14 protein-coding genes and 1 other RNA gene are annotated in these 15,171 nt (G+C 73.1%); 13 read left to right on the top strand and 2 right to left on the bottom strand.

Going from position 1 to position 15,171, the window contains the following annotated elements:
* Nucleotides 1-74 precede the first annotated feature (74 nt).
* The 4 genes from ACFYWG_RS11275 (at nt 75) to ACFYWG_RS11290 (ending at nt 5,271) form a co-directional block, all read left to right on the top strand.
* Entirely contained in the window at nt 75-1,781 is a 1,707-nt protein-coding gene (locus ACFYWG_RS11275) for a protein kinase (RefSeq protein ID WP_385420531.1), read from the top strand.
* A 122-nt stretch (nt 1,782-1,903) separates the two neighbouring features.
* The gene (locus ACFYWG_RS11280) at nt 1,904-3,151 is read left to right on the top strand and encodes a serine/threonine-protein kinase (RefSeq protein WP_383510983.1); all 1,248 of its coding nucleotides are present in this window, start codon (nt 1,904-1,906) and stop codon (nt 3,149-3,151) included.
* Between the two features lie 58 nt (nt 3,152-3,209).
* Nucleotides 3,210-4,316: a peptide chain release factor 2 gene (gene prfB / locus ACFYWG_RS11285; RefSeq protein WP_376333267.1), complete on the top strand. Its 1,107-nt coding sequence runs from the start codon at nt 3,210-3,212 to the stop codon at nt 4,314-4,316.
* Between the two features lie 292 nt (nt 4,317-4,608).
* Entirely contained in the window at nt 4,609-5,271 is a 663-nt protein-coding gene (locus tag ACFYWG_RS11290) for a hypothetical protein (RefSeq protein WP_385420529.1), read from the top strand.
* 120 nt (nt 5,272-5,391) lie between these two features.
* On the opposite strand, the gene ACFYWG_RS11295 is transcribed toward ACFYWG_RS11290, so the two are convergent.
* Nucleotides 5,392-5,583, bottom strand: a complete 192-nt coding sequence (locus tag ACFYWG_RS11295) for a hypothetical protein (RefSeq protein ID WP_333933659.1) — start codon at nt 5,581-5,583, stop codon at nt 5,392-5,394.
* Nucleotides 5,584-5,874: 291 nt separating this feature from the next.
* Between ACFYWG_RS11295 and ftsE the strand changes: the two genes are divergently transcribed.
* The 5 genes from ftsE to ssrA all read left to right on the top strand — a co-directional run bounded on the left by ftsE (nt 5,875) and on the right by ssrA (nt 9,779).
* Nucleotides 5,875-6,564, top strand: coding sequence for a cell division ATP-binding protein FtsE (ftsE, locus tag ACFYWG_RS11300; protein WP_003990615.1), 690 nt, complete (start codon nt 5,875-5,877; stop codon nt 6,562-6,564).
* Nucleotides 6,565-6,604: 40 nt separating this feature from the next.
* Nucleotides 6,605-7,522 (top strand): permease-like cell division protein FtsX, encoded by a 918-nt coding sequence (gene ftsX / locus ACFYWG_RS11305; RefSeq protein ID WP_376333272.1) that lies wholly within the window; start codon nt 6,605-6,607, stop codon nt 7,520-7,522.
* A 68-nt stretch (nt 7,523-7,590) separates the two neighbouring features.
* Nucleotides 7,591-8,763: a S41 family peptidase gene (locus tag ACFYWG_RS11310; RefSeq protein WP_389200832.1), complete on the top strand. Its 1,173-nt coding sequence runs from the start codon at nt 7,591-7,593 to the stop codon at nt 8,761-8,763.
* 46 nt (nt 8,764-8,809) lie between these two features.
* Nucleotides 8,810-9,292 (top strand): SsrA-binding protein SmpB, encoded by a 483-nt coding sequence (smpB, locus tag ACFYWG_RS11315; RefSeq protein WP_376333278.1) that lies wholly within the window; start codon nt 8,810-8,812, stop codon nt 9,290-9,292.
* A 98-nt stretch (nt 9,293-9,390) separates the two neighbouring features.
* Nucleotides 9,391-9,779, top strand: a transfer-messenger RNA (tmRNA) gene (gene ssrA, locus ACFYWG_RS11320).
* Nucleotides 9,780-9,870: 91 nt separating this feature from the next.
* Here the strand turns inward: ssrA and ACFYWG_RS11325 are convergent.
* The gene (locus tag ACFYWG_RS11325; RefSeq protein WP_389200834.1) at nt 9,871-11,148 is read right to left on the bottom strand and encodes an MFS transporter; all 1,278 of its coding nucleotides are present in this window, start codon (nt 11,146-11,148) and stop codon (nt 9,871-9,873) included.
* A 176-nt stretch (nt 11,149-11,324) separates the two neighbouring features.
* On the opposite strand from ACFYWG_RS11325, the gene ACFYWG_RS11330 reads away from it, so the two are divergent.
* The 4 genes from ACFYWG_RS11330 to ACFYWG_RS11345 all read left to right on the top strand — a co-directional run bounded on the left by ACFYWG_RS11330 (nt 11,325) and on the right by ACFYWG_RS11345 (nt 14,552).
* The gene (locus ACFYWG_RS11330; protein WP_376333283.1) at nt 11,325-11,570 is read left to right on the top strand and encodes a hypothetical protein; all 246 of its coding nucleotides are present in this window, start codon (nt 11,325-11,327) and stop codon (nt 11,568-11,570) included.
* Between the two features lie 13 nt (nt 11,571-11,583).
* Nucleotides 11,584-12,366, top strand: a complete 783-nt coding sequence (locus tag ACFYWG_RS11335) for a hypothetical protein (protein WP_376333286.1) — start codon at nt 11,584-11,586, stop codon at nt 12,364-12,366.
* Between the two features lie 33 nt (nt 12,367-12,399).
* Nucleotides 12,400-13,365 (top strand): LysR family transcriptional regulator, encoded by a 966-nt coding sequence (locus ACFYWG_RS11340; protein ID WP_376333288.1) that lies wholly within the window; start codon nt 12,400-12,402, stop codon nt 13,363-13,365.
* 167 nt (nt 13,366-13,532) lie between these two features.
* Nucleotides 13,533-14,552: a hypothetical protein gene (locus ACFYWG_RS11345; protein WP_389200836.1), complete on the top strand. Its 1,020-nt coding sequence runs from the start codon at nt 13,533-13,535 to the stop codon at nt 14,550-14,552.
* Nucleotides 14,553-15,171: the final 619 nt, after the last annotated feature.

The following is a 15,171-nucleotide window of genomic DNA, read 5'->3' on the forward strand; positions in this document are numbered from 1 at the left end:
CCGGTCCTGGGCGCCCGGCACTACAGTGGGGCGGACAGGCCAGCAGGCAAGGCAAGCACCAGGGAGCGCATGACGTGCGGCCGGTAGGCAGCAAGTACCTGCTCGAGGAGCCGCTCGGACGCGGCGCCACGGGCACCGTCTGGCGAGCCCGCCAGCGCGAGACCGCGGGCGCCGAGGCGGCCGTGCCGGGGCAGCCCGGTGAGACCGTCGCCATCAAGGTCCTCAAGGAGGAGCTGGCCGGCGACCCGGACATCGTCATGCGGTTCCTGCGGGAGCGGTCCGTCCTGCTCCGCCTCACCCACCCCAACATCGTCCGGGTCCGCGACCTGGTGGTCGAGGGCGAGCTGCTGGCCCTGGTCATGGACCTCGTCGAGGGTCCCGACCTGCACCGCTACCTGCGCGAGAACGGGCCCTTCACCCCGGTCGCCGCCGCCCTGCTCACCGCGCAGATCGCCGACGCGCTCGCCGCCAGCCACGCCGACGGCGTCGTCCACCGCGACCTCAAGCCGGCGAACGTGCTGCTGAAGCAGTACGACGGGCGGATGCACCCGCTGCTGACCGACTTCGGCATCGCCCGCCTCGCCGACTCCCCGGGCCTGACCCGCACCCAGGAGTTCGTCGGCACGCCCGCGTACGTCGCCCCCGAGTCCGCCGAGGGCCGCCCGCAGACCTCCGCCGTCGACATCTACGGCGCCGGCATCCTGCTCTACGAGCTGGTCACCGGCCGCCCGCCGTTCTCCGGCAGCTCCGCCCTGGAGGTGCTGCACCAGCACCTGAGCGCCGAGCCGCGCCGCCCCTCCACCGTCCCGGACCCGCTGTGGACGGTCATCGAGCGGTGCCTGCGCAAGAACCCCGACGAGCGGCCCAGCGCCCTGAACCTCGCCCGCGGCCTGCGGGTCGTCGCCGACGGCATCGGGGTGCACGCGAACTCCGCGCAGATCGCCGCCGCCGAGGGCGTGGGCGCGCTCCTGCTGCCCGACCCGGCCCCCGCGCCCGTGCCCGGCACGCCCGGAGCGGCCGACCCGACCCAGGTCCTGCCACAGGGCGCCGGCGCCTTCGACCCGAACGCCGCGACCAGCGTCCTGCCCCACACCGCGGGCCCGGCCGGCGCCGCCGACCCGACCGCCGTGCTGCCCCACCGGGGCGCGGCCGACCCGACCGCCGTCATGCCGCCGGTCCCGCCGGGCGCGCCCGGCCACCCCGGCCAGCAGAACCAGCAGGGCGGCCCGCAGGACCCGCACCCCTGGCAGAACCAGCTGCGCGCGGCCCGTGACCGCAACGAGCAGACGCAGATCCAGTACCTCGACCCGAACGAGGACCCGCTGCGCCGCCGCCCGCAGCGCCAGGTCGCCCGGCCCCAGCAGCCCCCGCGCCGCCAGGCGCCCCCGCCGGGCCCCGGCTACGGCTACCCGCAGCAACAGCAGCAGCCCCAGCAGTACGCCCCGCAGCCGCAGCAGCCTCAGCGCCCCCAGCCGCCGCAGCGCTACGCCCCGCCCCCGCCCCCGGCCCAGCCGCAGCAGCCCCAGCGGCCCCAGCGCGAGCCCCGGCAGCCCCGGCAGCGCAGCGCCAACCCGATGCGCATCCCCGGGCTCGGCTGCCTGAAGGGCTGCCTGTTCACCCTCGTCATCCTGTTCGTCGCGGGCTGGCTGGTGTGGGAACTGAGCCCGCTCCAGGAGTGGATCGGCACCACCAAGGGCTACTGGGACCAGCTCACCGACTGGTTCTCCACGGTGACCGGCTGGCTGGACAAGCTCGGTTCGAGCGGTTCCGGCACGAACTGACCGGAACCGGCCCGCCAGGTTGGAGATTTGTCGACACCTGGCGGGTGATTTCCGCCTCCCCGGTGAAGGTTGGCTCCCCGGACGCGTAGTTTTAACGACAACACGCGTCGGTAGGAGCAGCCTTGGCACGGAAGATCGGCAGCCGGTACACCGCCCACCAGATCCTCGGGCGGGGCAGCGCCGGCACGGTGTGGCTGGGCGAGGGACCCGAGGGGCCCGTCGCCATCAAGCTGCTGCGCGAGGACCTCGCGTCCGACCAGGAGCTCGTCGGGCGCTTCGTCCAGGAGCGCACGGCCCTGCTGGGGCTGGAGCACCCGCACGTGGTGTCCGTGCGCGACCTCGTCGTCGACGGCAACGACCTGGCCCTCGTCATGGACCTGGTCCGCGGCACGGACCTGCGCACCCGCCTGGACCGCGACCGCCGCCTCGCGCCCGAGGCGGCCGTCGCCATCGCGGCCGACGTCGCCGACGGACTGGCCGCCGCCCACGCCGCGGGGGTGGTGCACCGCGACGTGAAGCCGGAGAACGTGCTGCTGGACATGCAGGGCCCGCTCGGCCCCGGCGGTTCCCACCGCGCGCTGCTGACCGACTTCGGGGTGGCCAAGCTCATCGACACCCCGCGCCGCACCAAGGCCACGAAGATCATCGGCACCCCCGACTACCTCGCCCCGGAGATCGTCGAAGGGCTGCCCCCGCGCGCAGCCGTCGACATCTACGCCCTCGCCACGGTCCTGTACGAGCTGCTCGCGGGCTTCACCCCGTTCGGCGGCGGCCACCCCGGCGCGGTCCTGCGCCGGCACGTCACGGAGACGGTCGTCCCGCTGCCCGGCATCCCGGACGAGCTGTGGCAGCTGCTCGTGCAGTGCCTGGCCAAGGCCCCCGCCTCCCGGCTGCGGGCCTCAGAGCTGGGCGTCCGGCTGCGGGAGCTGCTGCCGATGCTGGCGGGCATGCCGCCGCTGGAGGTGGACGAGCCGGAGGCGGACTCCGCCGAGGACACCGCCCGCCCGGAGCAGCCCGTCACGGCGGCACCGGCCGGGGAGCGGATCCGCCGCCGCGGGGCCGTCCCCCTGGTGCCGGGCGCGAAACCCGCCGACTCCAACCGCGACACCCACACCTCGATGCGCGTGCCCGCCCCCGACGAGCTGGCCGGCGGCGCCCACGGCACCGCCCGGGCCCCCCGCGCCCCCGGCGCCCCCCGCCCCGGCTCGGCCCGCAACCGCGCCGCGGCCCGGCGCCGCCGGGTGGCCCTGGGCGCGGGCGCCGTCGCCCTGGTGGCGGCGGTCGGCGTCGGCGCGTGGCTGACCACGTCGGGTGACGACACCGACACCCCGCCCCAGGACACGAGGAACTCGGCGCCCCAGTCGCCGTGAGCCGCCCGTCACGGCCGCCCGGCGATGGCCGCCGGGCGGAGCCGTTACGCTGGAGGGCGTGGCAGTCGTCGATGTATCCGAAGAGCTCAAGTCCCTCTCCTCGACCATGGAGTCGATCGAGGCCGTTCTGGACCTCGAGAAGCTGAGGGCAGACATCGCCGTGCTCGAGGAGCAGGCGGCCGCGCCGTCCCTGTGGGACAACCCCGATGAGGCGCAGAAGATCACCAGCAAGCTCTCCCACCTCCAGGCCGAGGTGCGCAAGGCCGAGGCGCTGCGCGGTCGCATCGACGACCTCGGCGTCCTCTTCGAGATGGCCGAGGAGGAGGACGACCCGGACACCCGCGCCGAGGCCGAGTCCGAGCTGTCCGCCGTGAAGAAGGCGCTGGACGAGATGGAGGTCCGCACCCTCCTGTCCGGCGAGTACGACTCCCGCGAGGCGCTGGTCAACATCCGCGCCGAGGCCGGTGGCGTCGACGCCGCGGACTTCGCCGAGAAGCTGCAGCGGATGTACCTGCGCTGGGCGGAGCAGAAGGGCTACAAGACGGAGCTCATCGAGACCTCGTACGCGGAGGAGGCCGGCATCAAGTCGACCACCTTCTCCGTGCAGGCGCCCTACGCCTACGGCACCCTCTCCGTCGAGCAGGGCACGCACCGGCTGGTGCGCATCTCGCCCTTCGACAACCAGGGCCGGCGCCAGACCTCCTTCGCCGGTGTCGAGGTGCTCCCCGTCGTCGAGCAGTCCGACCACGTCGACATCGACGAGTCCGAGCTGCGCATCGACGTCTACCGCTCCTCGGGCCCCGGCGGCCAGGGCGTGAACACCACGGACTCCGCCGTGCGCATCACCCACCTCCCGACCGGCATCGTGGTCTCCTGCCAGAACGAGCGCTCGCAGATCCAGAACAAGGCCACGGCGATGAACGTCCTCCAGGCCAAGCTGCTGGAGCGCCGCCGTCAGGAGGAGCAGGCCAAGATGGACGCCCTCAAGGGCGACGGCGGCAACTCCTGGGGCAACCAGATGCGTTCGTACGTGCTGCACCCGTACCAGATGGTCAAGGACCTGCGCACCGAGTTCGAGGTCGGCAACCCGGAGTCCGTGTTCAACGGCGAGATCGACGGGTTCCTCGAGGCCGGGATTCGCTGGCGCAAGCAGCAGGAGAAGTAAGTTTGTCGACAAGGCAACTGCCGCCCACGGGGCGGCAGTTGCCTTTTCCGTGGGCCCTTGTCGGGGTTCTGCGTCACATCCGCACATCCGAACTCCCGGCATAGCCCCCGTAGTCGGACATGGCGCCCGCAAACGGCCTTGACGTGTTCTTGAAAAATGGGAAGGGTGAAGCGCGGCATGCGTGTCTTCCGGGGCGCATGTGAACCGGGGGGCCCTCTCACCGCGGCCGTCCCCGTCGAGCACAGCCCCGAGCGCTGCCTAATGACGATGAGCTACTGGGGGTAGCAACCACATGACGAAGAAGACGCGGATCCGTGTCGCTCGCATAGCGGCCGGTGCCGTCATCGCGGCCGGTGCCTCGCTGACCGCGGCGGGTGCCGCATCCGCTCTCGACCTGGGCGTGAACGTCGGTGTCGGTGTGAACGTCGGCAACGACCCGACCGAGCCCGCCCCGACCGAGCCGGCTCCGACGGACGTCCCGACCAACCTGCCGACGGACCCGGCCCCGACCGACCCGGCGCCCACCGACCCCGAGCCGACCGTGGACCCCGAGCCCACGGACCTGCCCACCGAGCCCTCCGAGCCCCCGACCGACCCGGGCAACGGCAACGGCGGCGGCAACGGCAACGGCAACGGCGGCGGAAACGGCGGCGGTAACGGCAACGGCGGCGGCAACGGCGGCGGCAACGGCAACGGCGGCGGTACCGGTGGGGGCAACGCCGCCGACCCCGACGGCGGCACCTCGCCGCAGCAGGAGGGCTCCTCCGCGCTCACCGACACCGGCTCCGACAACACCCCGGCGCCGCAGGCCCAGGGCGACGGCAAGGAGCTCGCCGAGACCGGCGCCGCGCAGACCACCTTCCTGGTGATCGGCGCCGCCACGATGATCGCCGGCGGTGTCGGCTTCCGCCTGCTGCCGCGTCTCGCCGGTGGCCGCGGCGGCGCCGCCGCCTGACGACGGCGCCCGCGGGGCATCGTCGGCACAGCGCACCACCGAGGGCCCGGAGCGTCACGCTCCGGGCCCTCGGCCGTGTCCGGGATGTCGTCCTGTCGTCGCGGCCGGGCCGCTACGACGTCACGCGGTCTGGTGCGCCAGGAGCGCCACGGCCGCGATCAGCACCGTCAGCAGGGCGATCAGCGCCATGGGGTTCAGGTTCCCGAGGAAGTTCTCCTGCTGCAGGCGCTCGCGGTTCGCGCGGCACACGGGGCAGCGGCCCTCGCTCACGGGGGCCGCGCAGTTCGCGCACACCAGCCGGTCGTACGTCATGCGCTCGCCCTCCTTGCGCCGGTTCCACGTGTCCAACGTGTGGGGGGACGGGATTGTTCCCCCCTCCACTGTGCCAGGTTCCCGGGCGTGCCGCGCGGTCGCCGCCGAACGTGACGGCGGTCGCACGGCCCCGCGGGCCCGCAGCGCCGCGCCCGGGCGCGCTGCCCCCCACGCCCCCGACGGACGTACAAAACGGCACATCCGCTGCGCAACCGCGACCGGTGACTGCGGCCCCCTGCCCGGTTCGCGTAAGGTCACGCTCATCTACCCCCGGCGACCCGTGGTGCATCCGTGATCCGATTCGACAATGTCTCCAAGGTCTACCCCAAGCAGACCCGCCCCGCCCTCAGGGATGTCTCCCTGGAGGTCGAGAAGGGCGAGTTCGTCTTCCTCGTGGGGTCCTCCGGCTCCGGAAAGTCCACCTTCCTGCGGCTGATTCTCCGCGAGGAGCGGTGCAGCCACGGACAGGTGCACGTCCTGGGCAAGGACCTCGCCCGCCTGTCCAACTGGAAGGTGCCGCAGATGCGGCGCCAGCTCGGCACCGTCTTCCAGGACTTCCGCCTGCTGCCGAACAAGACGGTCGGCGAGAACGTCGCCTTCGCGCAGGAGGTCATCGGCAAGTCCCGCGGCGAGATCCGCAAGTCGGTGCCGCAGGTGCTCGACCTCGTCGGCCTCGGCGGCAAGGAGGACCGGATGCCCGGCGAGCTGTCCGGTGGTGAGCAGCAGCGCGTCGCGATCGCGCGGGCGTTCGTCAACCGGCCGAAGCTGCTCATCGCCGACGAGCCCACCGGCAACCTCGACCCGCAGACCTCCGTCGGCATCATGAAGCTGCTCGACCGCATCAACCGCACGGGCACGACCGTGGTCATGGCCACGCACGACCAGAACATCGTGGACCAGATGCGCAAGCGCGTCATCGAACTGGAGAAGGGCCGGCTCGTGCGCGACCAGGCCCGCGGTGTCTACGGCTACCAGCACTGAGACCGCACCCGAGATCCACGGAAAGGCATAACCAGCCGCCATGCGCGCCCAGTTCGTCCTGTCGGAGATCGGCGTCGGTCTCCGCCGCAACCTGACGATGACCTTCGCGGTCGTCGTCTCCGTCGCCCTGTCGCTCGCCCTGTTCGGCGGGTCGCTCCTGATGAGCGACCAGGTCAACACGATGAAGGGCTACTGGTACGACAAGGTCAACGTCTCGATCTTCCTGTGCAACAAGAGCGACGCCGAGTCGGACCCCAAGTGCGCCAAGGGCGCGGTGACCGACGACCAGAAGAAGCAGATCAAGGCCGACCTCGCCGAGATGAACGTCGTCGAGACGGTCACCTACGAGACGCAGGACCAGGCGTACAAGCACTACAAGGAGCAGTTCGGCGACTCCCCGCTGGCCGCCTCCCTCACGCCGGACCAGATGCAGGAGTCCTACCGCATCAAGCTGAAGGACCCGGAGAAGTACCAGGTCATCGCCACCGCCTTCAACGGCCGTGACGGCGTGCAGTCCGTCCAGGACCAGAAGGGCCTGCTGGACAACCTCTTCAAGCTGCTGAACGGCATGAACTGGGCCGCCCGCGCGGTGATGGCGCTGATGCTGGTCGTCGCGCTGATGCTGATCGTCAACACCGTGCGCGTCTCGGCGTTCAGCCGCCGCAGGGAGACCGGCATCATGCGGCTGGTCGGCGCCTCCGGCTTCTACATCCAGGCGCCGTTCATCATGGAGGCCGCGGTCGCCGGACTCATCGGCGGCACCCTCGCCTGCGCCTTCCTGCTGATCGCCCGGTACTTCCTCATCGACCACGGACTGGCCCTCGCCGATCAGCTCACCCTGATCAACTTCATCGGGTGGGACGCCGTCCTGACGAAGCTGCCGCTCATCCTCGCCACCAGCCTGCTGATGCCCGCGCTGGCCGCGTTCTTCGCGCTGCGCAAGTACTTGAAGGTGTGACGCATGCCAAGAAGGGCCGTACGGTCAACCGGCCGTACGGCCCTTCCGCTTGTCCTAGACTCACCGGCATGTCAGGTCGTGACCCGTTCTGTCAGCCCCGTCGCATCCGCCGCGGGGCCGCCCTGACCTTGGTGTTCACGAGCGTGCTCGTCGCCGGTGCCGCCACCGGGGCGTTGCCCCAGGGCGAAGGGAAGTCCGCGCCGGACGAGGCCCGTTCGGCCGCCGCCCCGCTCGCCCGCCACGCGGACGTCGCCAGGGCGGCCGAAGAGGCCATGGCCGACGGCAAGTCCCCCGTGGAGGCCGCGAGGCGGGCCGCCAGCCGCAGCGGCGACCGCTGGGCCGCCGTCTACTCCCGTGGCGAGTACGAGGAGTTCGAGGACGCCCTCGACGGCCGGTACACCGGGGTCGGCCTGTGGGCGGGCAGCGAGCGCGACGGCCGGGTCGCGGTGACCAAGGTGCGCACCGGTTCGCCCGCCGCACGCGCCGGGATCCGCCCCGGGGACCTGCTGCGCAGCGTCGACGGCGAGAAGACCGACGGCCGTCCCGTCACAGAGGTCGTCTCCTTACTGCGCGGGGACGCCTCCGACGCCCCCGCCGGCACCACCGTCCGCCTCGGCCTGGAGCGCGACGGCCGCACCTGGACCGAGACCCTGCGCCGGGCCCGCCTGTCCACCGACTCCGTCACCGTCCGGGACCTGCCGGGCGCCCTCACCCTGATCGACGTGGACACCTTCACCAAGAACTCCGGCGGCCAGGTCCGCGACGCCGTCCGGCGGGCCCCGCGCGGTGCCGGGGTCGTCCTCGACCTGCGCGGCAACTCCGGCGGCCTGGTCACCGAGGCCGTCACCGCCGCCTCCGCCTTCCTCGACGCCGGCCTGGTGGCCACCTACGACGTCGAGGGTGAGCAGCGCGCCCTGCACGCCGAGCCCGGCGGCGACACGACCCGGCCGCTGGTCGCGCTCGTCGACGGCGGCACGATGAGCGCCGCCGAGCTGCTCACCGGCGCCCTGCAGGACCGCGGACGGGCCCTGGTGGTCGGCTCGCGCACCTTCGGCAAGGGCTCGGTCCAGATGCCTGCCCGGCTGCCCGACGGCTCCGTGGCGGAGCTCACCGTCGGCCACTACCGCACCCCCTCCGGGCGCGGGGTGGACGGCCGGGGCATCACTCCCGACCTGGAGACCGACGAGGGCGCCCTGCAGCGCGCCGAGTCCGTGCTGCGGGGTCTGGCGAACCACTCGTAATCCGCTTTCCCCCGGACCCCCGCGTAGTGCGAAAATGGTCGGCACTATGGCTAAGGAAAAAGGGCGCAAGCTGATCGCGCAGAACAAGAAGGCGCGGCACGACTACCTCGTCATCGACACGTACGAGGCCGGCCTGGTCCTCACCGGCACCGAGGTGAAGTCGCTGCGCCAGGGAAGGGCGTCGCTGGTCGACGGCTTCGTCCAGCTCACCGACGGCGAGGCGTGGCTGCACAACGTGCACGTGCCGGAGTACAGCCAGGGCACCTGGACCAACCACAGCGCGCGGCGCAAGCGCAAGCTGCTGCTGCACCGCTCCGAGATCGACAAGCTGGAGTCGAAGTCGGGCGACACGGGCCACACCATCGTGCCCCTCGCGCTGTACTTCAAGGACGGCCGGGCGAAGGTCGAGATCGCGCTGGCGAAGGGCAAGAAGGAGTACGACAAGCGCCAGACGCTCCGGGAGAAGCAGGACCGGCGGGAGACCGAGCGAGCGATCTCGGCGGTGCGGCGCAAGCAGCGCGGGGCGTAGGAATACGCTGGCACCGACCTGCGTTGGTCACGTACGATGGTGCGAGCACCCCACGGCGGGTGCGGGCCCCTCTCCGGAGGGGATTGTCAACACAACATGGGGATGATCGGTTTCGACAGCGGATGTCGAAGCAGGGGAAGCGTGTCGAGGAAGCGGCAATGATCTCGTAAACCATATGTCGCAAAAAATAATCGCCAACACCAAGCGCGATTCCCAGTCCTTCGCCCTCGCTGCCTGATAAGCAGTGAGTGAAGGACCCTTAATGGGTGTCAGCCCGGGGACGTTCCCGACCCGGATCCTGGCATAAGCTAGGGAACTAAACCATCGAGCCCGGTCACGGGGTTCGGTGGGAAACCAAACAGTGACTGGGCCCGTCGGCGACTTGTTCGCGTGATCGCCGGGGCCGAGAAAAGCGCAGCGAACTGCACACGGAGAAGCCCTGGTTCTGCACCGTTGGACGCGGGTTCGATTCCCGCCATCTCCACTCATCCCATGTGGGCGAAGGCCCCGCCACTTCCGGGTGGCGGGGCCTTCGCCATGCGCCGGGCGGGGCGCCGCCGGCGCGGGGACACCCCTGGTCAGGTCCGGGTGAGGGGGGTCGGGAGACGGTGGGGGGATCTGGCCGTGGGGAGGGAGAGGAGCAGGGCCGTGGCCGCCGCCGTCAGGGGGATCGTGTAGCCCACCGTCGGCGTCATGTGCTCCACCGTCCAGCCGCCGATCGCGCTGCCGCAGGCGATCCCGCCCAGCAGTCCGGTCACCGCGAGGGTCATGCCCTCGTTGAGCCGGCCCTGCGGCGTCCGCTCCTGGACCAGCGTCATGGTGGTGACCATGGCCGGGGCCGTCGCCATCCCGGCGACCAGCAGCGCCGCGGCCAGCACCGGCAGCGACCCCGTGACGGACGCGGCGAGCAGGGGCAGGGTCAGCAGGCCCGTCATCGCCGCCAGGCACCACGGCAGCCGCGCGGCGACCGGACCGGTGAGCCGCGCCGTGCCGTACAGCAGGCCCGCCGCGCAGGAACCGGCCGCCTGCAGTCCGAGCACCACGCCCGCCGCCGCCTTGTGCCCCTGCGTGTCGGCGAACGCGAGCGTGACGACCTCCGTCGCGCCGAACACCGCCCCCATCGCCAGGCACACCACGAGCAGCGGCGGAATGCCGGGGGCGCGCAGGGGCGCCCGGGCCGGCACCCCCGCGGCGACCGGCGGCTCCGTCGCACGCCGGGTGGTGAACAGGACCGTGCCCGACAGCAGCAGCACCACCCCGGTCAGCGTGCCGGCCTCCGGGAAGAACGTCCCGCACAAAAACGCCGCGAGCACCGGGCCGATCATGAAGCACAGCTCGTCCGCGGCCTGTTCGAAGGAGTTGGCGGTGTGCAGCGCCTTCGCGTCGCCGGCCAGCAGATGCGCCCAGCGCGCCCGGGACATCCCCCCGGTGTTCGGGGTCGTCGCGGTGGCCGCGTAGGAGGCGAACAGCGTCCAGTCCGGAGCGTCCCGGCGGACGCACAGCACCAGGGCGACGGAGCCGAGCGCGGCGAACGCCGTGGCGGGCAGGGCCACCCGGGCCTGTCCGTACCGGTCGACCAGCCGTGCCGTCCAGGGCGCGACCACCGCGGTCGCCGCCAGACCCGTCGCCGTCACGGCACCGGCAAGCGCGTACGAGTCGCGGGCACCGGCGATCATGACGACCGCGCTGACGCTGAACATGCCCATCGGCAGCCGGGCCAGCAGGTTCCCGGCGGTGAAGGCGCGGGTGCCGGGCAGCCTGAACAGGCGGCGGTACGGGGTGAGTCGGGACATGCGGCCACCGTCCCCCGGCGGTGATCGGCCCGTCCAACACCTGTTCCGCACGGACTCACGCACCTGCGTTGTGAAACACCCCGGACGGCCGTGGCGGAAAAGATTCGCTCCCTGTTCTTCATACAGGGATATGGAGAGCCCTAATGCTTCTCATGGCGCATGAATAAGATGCTCATTCACACACATCCTTCACTCTTTTGCCGCGCATCCGGTGATGTGAGGCGACGGTTAGTCGGTACATGACCGAGGCGACCAGGAAAGACGGCTGGGCGGTAACGCTCGGGCCGTACACCTACATTCCCGCTCCAGCGCACTCGTCCGCCACCGTCAACGGCACGCTCACCAGAAGCGGTTGCCCGGTCACGCTGCAGGTGACCGAACCGGTGCTGCGCGATTTCATCCGCACCATGAGCACCCTGGAGAAGGATCTCGCCCGCCGCTGGATCAGCGCCACGGAATGGCCCGCCCTGGTTCTCGCGAAGTAGCGGGGGCCGCGTCGTGTACGAGCATGGAATCGAAGGCACCGGCCGGCACCGCGCACCGGCCCGGGATTTCATCACACCGCTGACGCCCCCGGACCCGACCTGGGATCCGGCCGAGGAACTGGCGTTCATCCTCGAGGAGGCCCTCGGGCAGCAGACGCGCATCCCGGCCCCGCGTGACGAACCGCCGCGTGCGGCCCCCGGCCCGGCACCGGACTCCCACATGCAGCGGCTGCAGGAGATCACCGAGGAACTGCCGCCCGTGCGGGAGGTCCCCCGGCGCCACCGCAAGGTCCGCGTCCGCAGGACCCGGGGCCTGTTCCGCACCACCAGCCTCGCCGTCGCCTCGCTCGCGGCCGTCATCGCCGCCGCCGTGGGCCTGCTGAGCGGCATGGTCGCCTACGACCCCCTGCGGCTGGTCGCCGTCTCGCCCGAGACGAGGGGCCTGCGCCACTGGTGGCCCCTGCTGGTCTACGGGCCCTGGCTGGTGGCCTCCCTGTCCGTGCTGCGGGCCGCTCTGCACCAGCGCCGTGCCGCGCACTCCTGGTGCGTGGTGCTGGTCTTCTCGTGCGTCGCCGTCCTGCTCTGCGTGGTCCAGGCGCCCAGGACCGTCCTCGGCACCGCCGCGGCGGCCCTGCCCGGCATCGCCGCCCTGGCCTGCTTCCAGCAGGTCGTCCGCCAGATCACCCTGACCCGCCCGCCGCTGCGCTCGGCCCCCCGGCACCGGGGCGGAGCCTCCGCGCCGGCCGGTGCGAGGACGGCCGCGAGCCGGGGCGGGAGCCCACGCGGGACCGGCTGAACCGGCCGCCGCGGACCGCTGTAGGTTCGCGGCATGCCGGCCCATCTCGACCCCCGTCTCCTGCGCGCCTTCGCCACCGTCGCCGAGGAACTGCACTTCACCCGCGCCGCCGTCCGGCTGCACGTGGCCCAGCAGGCCCTCAGCCGCGACGTACGGCGACTGGAGCGGGAGCTGGGGGCCGAGCTGTTCGTGCGGACCACCCGGCAGGTGGCACTCACACCCGACGGCGAGCGGCTGCTGCCCCACGCCCGGCGGGTGCTCCAGGCGCAGGACGAACTGCTCGCCGCCTTCGGCCAGGCCCGGCCCCTGCTCGTCGACCTCAACTCCCCGGGTCCGACCACCGCCCGCCGGGTGCTGTACCTGGCCCGGGAACTCGCGCCGGGCCAGGAGCTCATGGCCCGCTACGAGAGCGGCCTGACCGGTGCCGCCGGCGACCTGCTCGCGGGACGGCTGGACGCGTCGTTCGGCCGGTTCGCCGGACTGGACCCCGCGCTGCGGGCCGGTCTCGTCCACCAGCCCGTGCGCTGCGAGCCGATGGCGATCGTGCTGCCGGAGGACCACCGGCTGGCCGCGCTGGAGGAGGTGCCGCTCGCCGAGCTGGCCGGCGAGACCGTCTACGCCGGCGCGGGCAACCCCCGCACCCCGGAGTGGACCGACCTCGCCCGGCTGCTGTTCGAGGGGCACGGCATCGAACTGGCGCCGCCCGCGCCGCTCGCCGTCGGCGAGGAGGAGTTCCAGCGGATCATGGCCCGGACACGGACCCCCGTCCTGGCGGTCGTCGACTTCCCCGCCCTGCCGTCGACGGTGTCCCGTCCCCTGGTCGACCCGGTGCCGCTGTCCCCCCTGTCCCTGGTCTGGCGCAAGGGGCTGACCCACCCCGCGCTGGACGCGCTGCGGCGGGCGGCGGCCCGCCTCGCGGCGCAGGAGGACTGGCTGCGACGGCCCGCCGGGGGATGGATTCCGGCCGACGACGATGTCCTCATGCTGTCCCACGGCTGACACGATTCGTCACGACAGCCCTACGCACAGTCGCCGCGTGCGCTACATTCGACGCCTGAGCACGCTGTGGCAAGAGGGGGCGCTCGGACGGGTGGGGGCCCGGTCCGACGGCGAGTGCTCAGGTCGGAGGCGCACCTGAACCATCCTGTGGGGGGAAGTGCGTGCGCGTGACGAAATGGCGAGAAGACGCCCGGTCGGAGTGGCCCGGAGCCGCGTCGGCGACGAGCGGGATCGCGGCCGACGGAAGAGCCCGGAAGCGGGGAGCGGCACAGGCCCTCGCCGACGACGACGCCCGTGCGACCGGCGGCCCGCTGCCCGCCGGGGCGGAGATCCTGGCCGGCATCCCCCGGCAGAGCGAGGGCGAGGCCGACGCGCTCCCCCCGGGCCGCGGTTCCCGTACGGCCGTCCGTGACCCCTGGCAGGAACCCGAGGAGACCGGCCCCCCGGGGGACGATCCGGGCGGCGCCGACCAGGCCCACGACCCGCACCAGGCCCACGACCCGCACGAGGTCACCGTCCAGCTCGACTCCGTGCAGCTGGGCGGCGAGCGCGTCCGGCAGGCCGAGGACGCCCCGGGTGCCGGTGCCGACGGCTCGGGCGACCGGCCCGTCTTCGTCGACGAGTCCGGCCGCCGCAGCCGCCGCCTGCGCCGGATCGGTGTGGTCGTCGCCCTGGCCTGCGGCGTGTACGCCGTGGTCATCGTCGCCACGCTGCTGTCGGGGAACTCCAACGCGCCCTGGCTGCCCGTCCCCGGCAGGAGCGAGGAGCAGCCGGCCGAGAAGGTCGACAGCTCGCCCCCGCCCGCGGAGGCGGGACCGACGGAGGAGCCCGGCGCCGCCGTTCCGGGCGGCGTCCCGGCGCCCGTCGGGGCCACGGCTCCCGTGCCCGGTCCCAGTGCCGCCGCGCCCGCGGTCACGGCCCGGCCGGGGCGTTCCGGCGCCCCGGCCGAGCCCTCGCCGACCGCGACCCGGGCCACGCCCCGGCCGGGGACCGGCAGGACCGACCCGACGCCGACCAAGCCGGCGGACCCGCCGAGCACGCCGGCCACCGACCCGACGCCGACGGGCGAGCCCACGCCGTCCCCGACCGCGACGACGGGCACCGGTGGGGACGGCGGCGACACGGGCACCGTGGCGGACGGCCCGGCCACGGCCGATCCGGTGACCGAGACGCCCGCCGCCGCCTGACCCCGCGGGCGCGGACCACGACCGTGCCGTCCGCACACGCTCCCGGGCCCGGTCCGAAGCCGGATCTCCCGCTCGATCAGCGGGGCACCGGCCTGATGACCGGCCCATGAGCCGGCCTCCTGCGCCGTACCGCCCGGCCCGACCGGACGGCCGCACAGCGCCACACCCCGGCGCTCGCGGTACCGGAAGGCCGCCGCCGCGGCGCGGGCCGACCAGCCCGCCCTTCCTGCGGCCGCGGCCCGGCCACCGCCAACGCTTCGACGGGAAACCGACGTTCGCCCCGCCCGGTGGCCGACGACCGGTGGTCGCCCCACCCCGGCGGTCGAGCCACTTGCTCACCCACCGCTCACCCGGGTGGTCGAGAGCCATTCGCCCACCCACCCCGGGGGGTCGGCGGCCGGTGGGCGGCTGCCCGGGAGGCCGAGGTCCGCTCGCCGCCCGGCCCGGCTGGCCGGCGGCCGGTTGTCCGCTCGCCCCGGGTGGGAGCGAGAGCCACTCGCTCGACCGGTGCCATCGGTCGCCCGCCTCGGTGGCCCGGTGCCCGTTCGTCGCTCGCCCCGGGGTTCACCACGCCGGGTGGCCGGACGCCTGCCGTTCGTCCGCCCGGGGCCGGACGGCA

Source organism: Streptomyces sp. NPDC003456, assembly GCF_042878735.1.
In the GTDB taxonomy this organism is placed as follows: Bacteria; Actinomycetota; Actinomycetes; order Streptomycetales; family Streptomycetaceae; genus Streptomyces.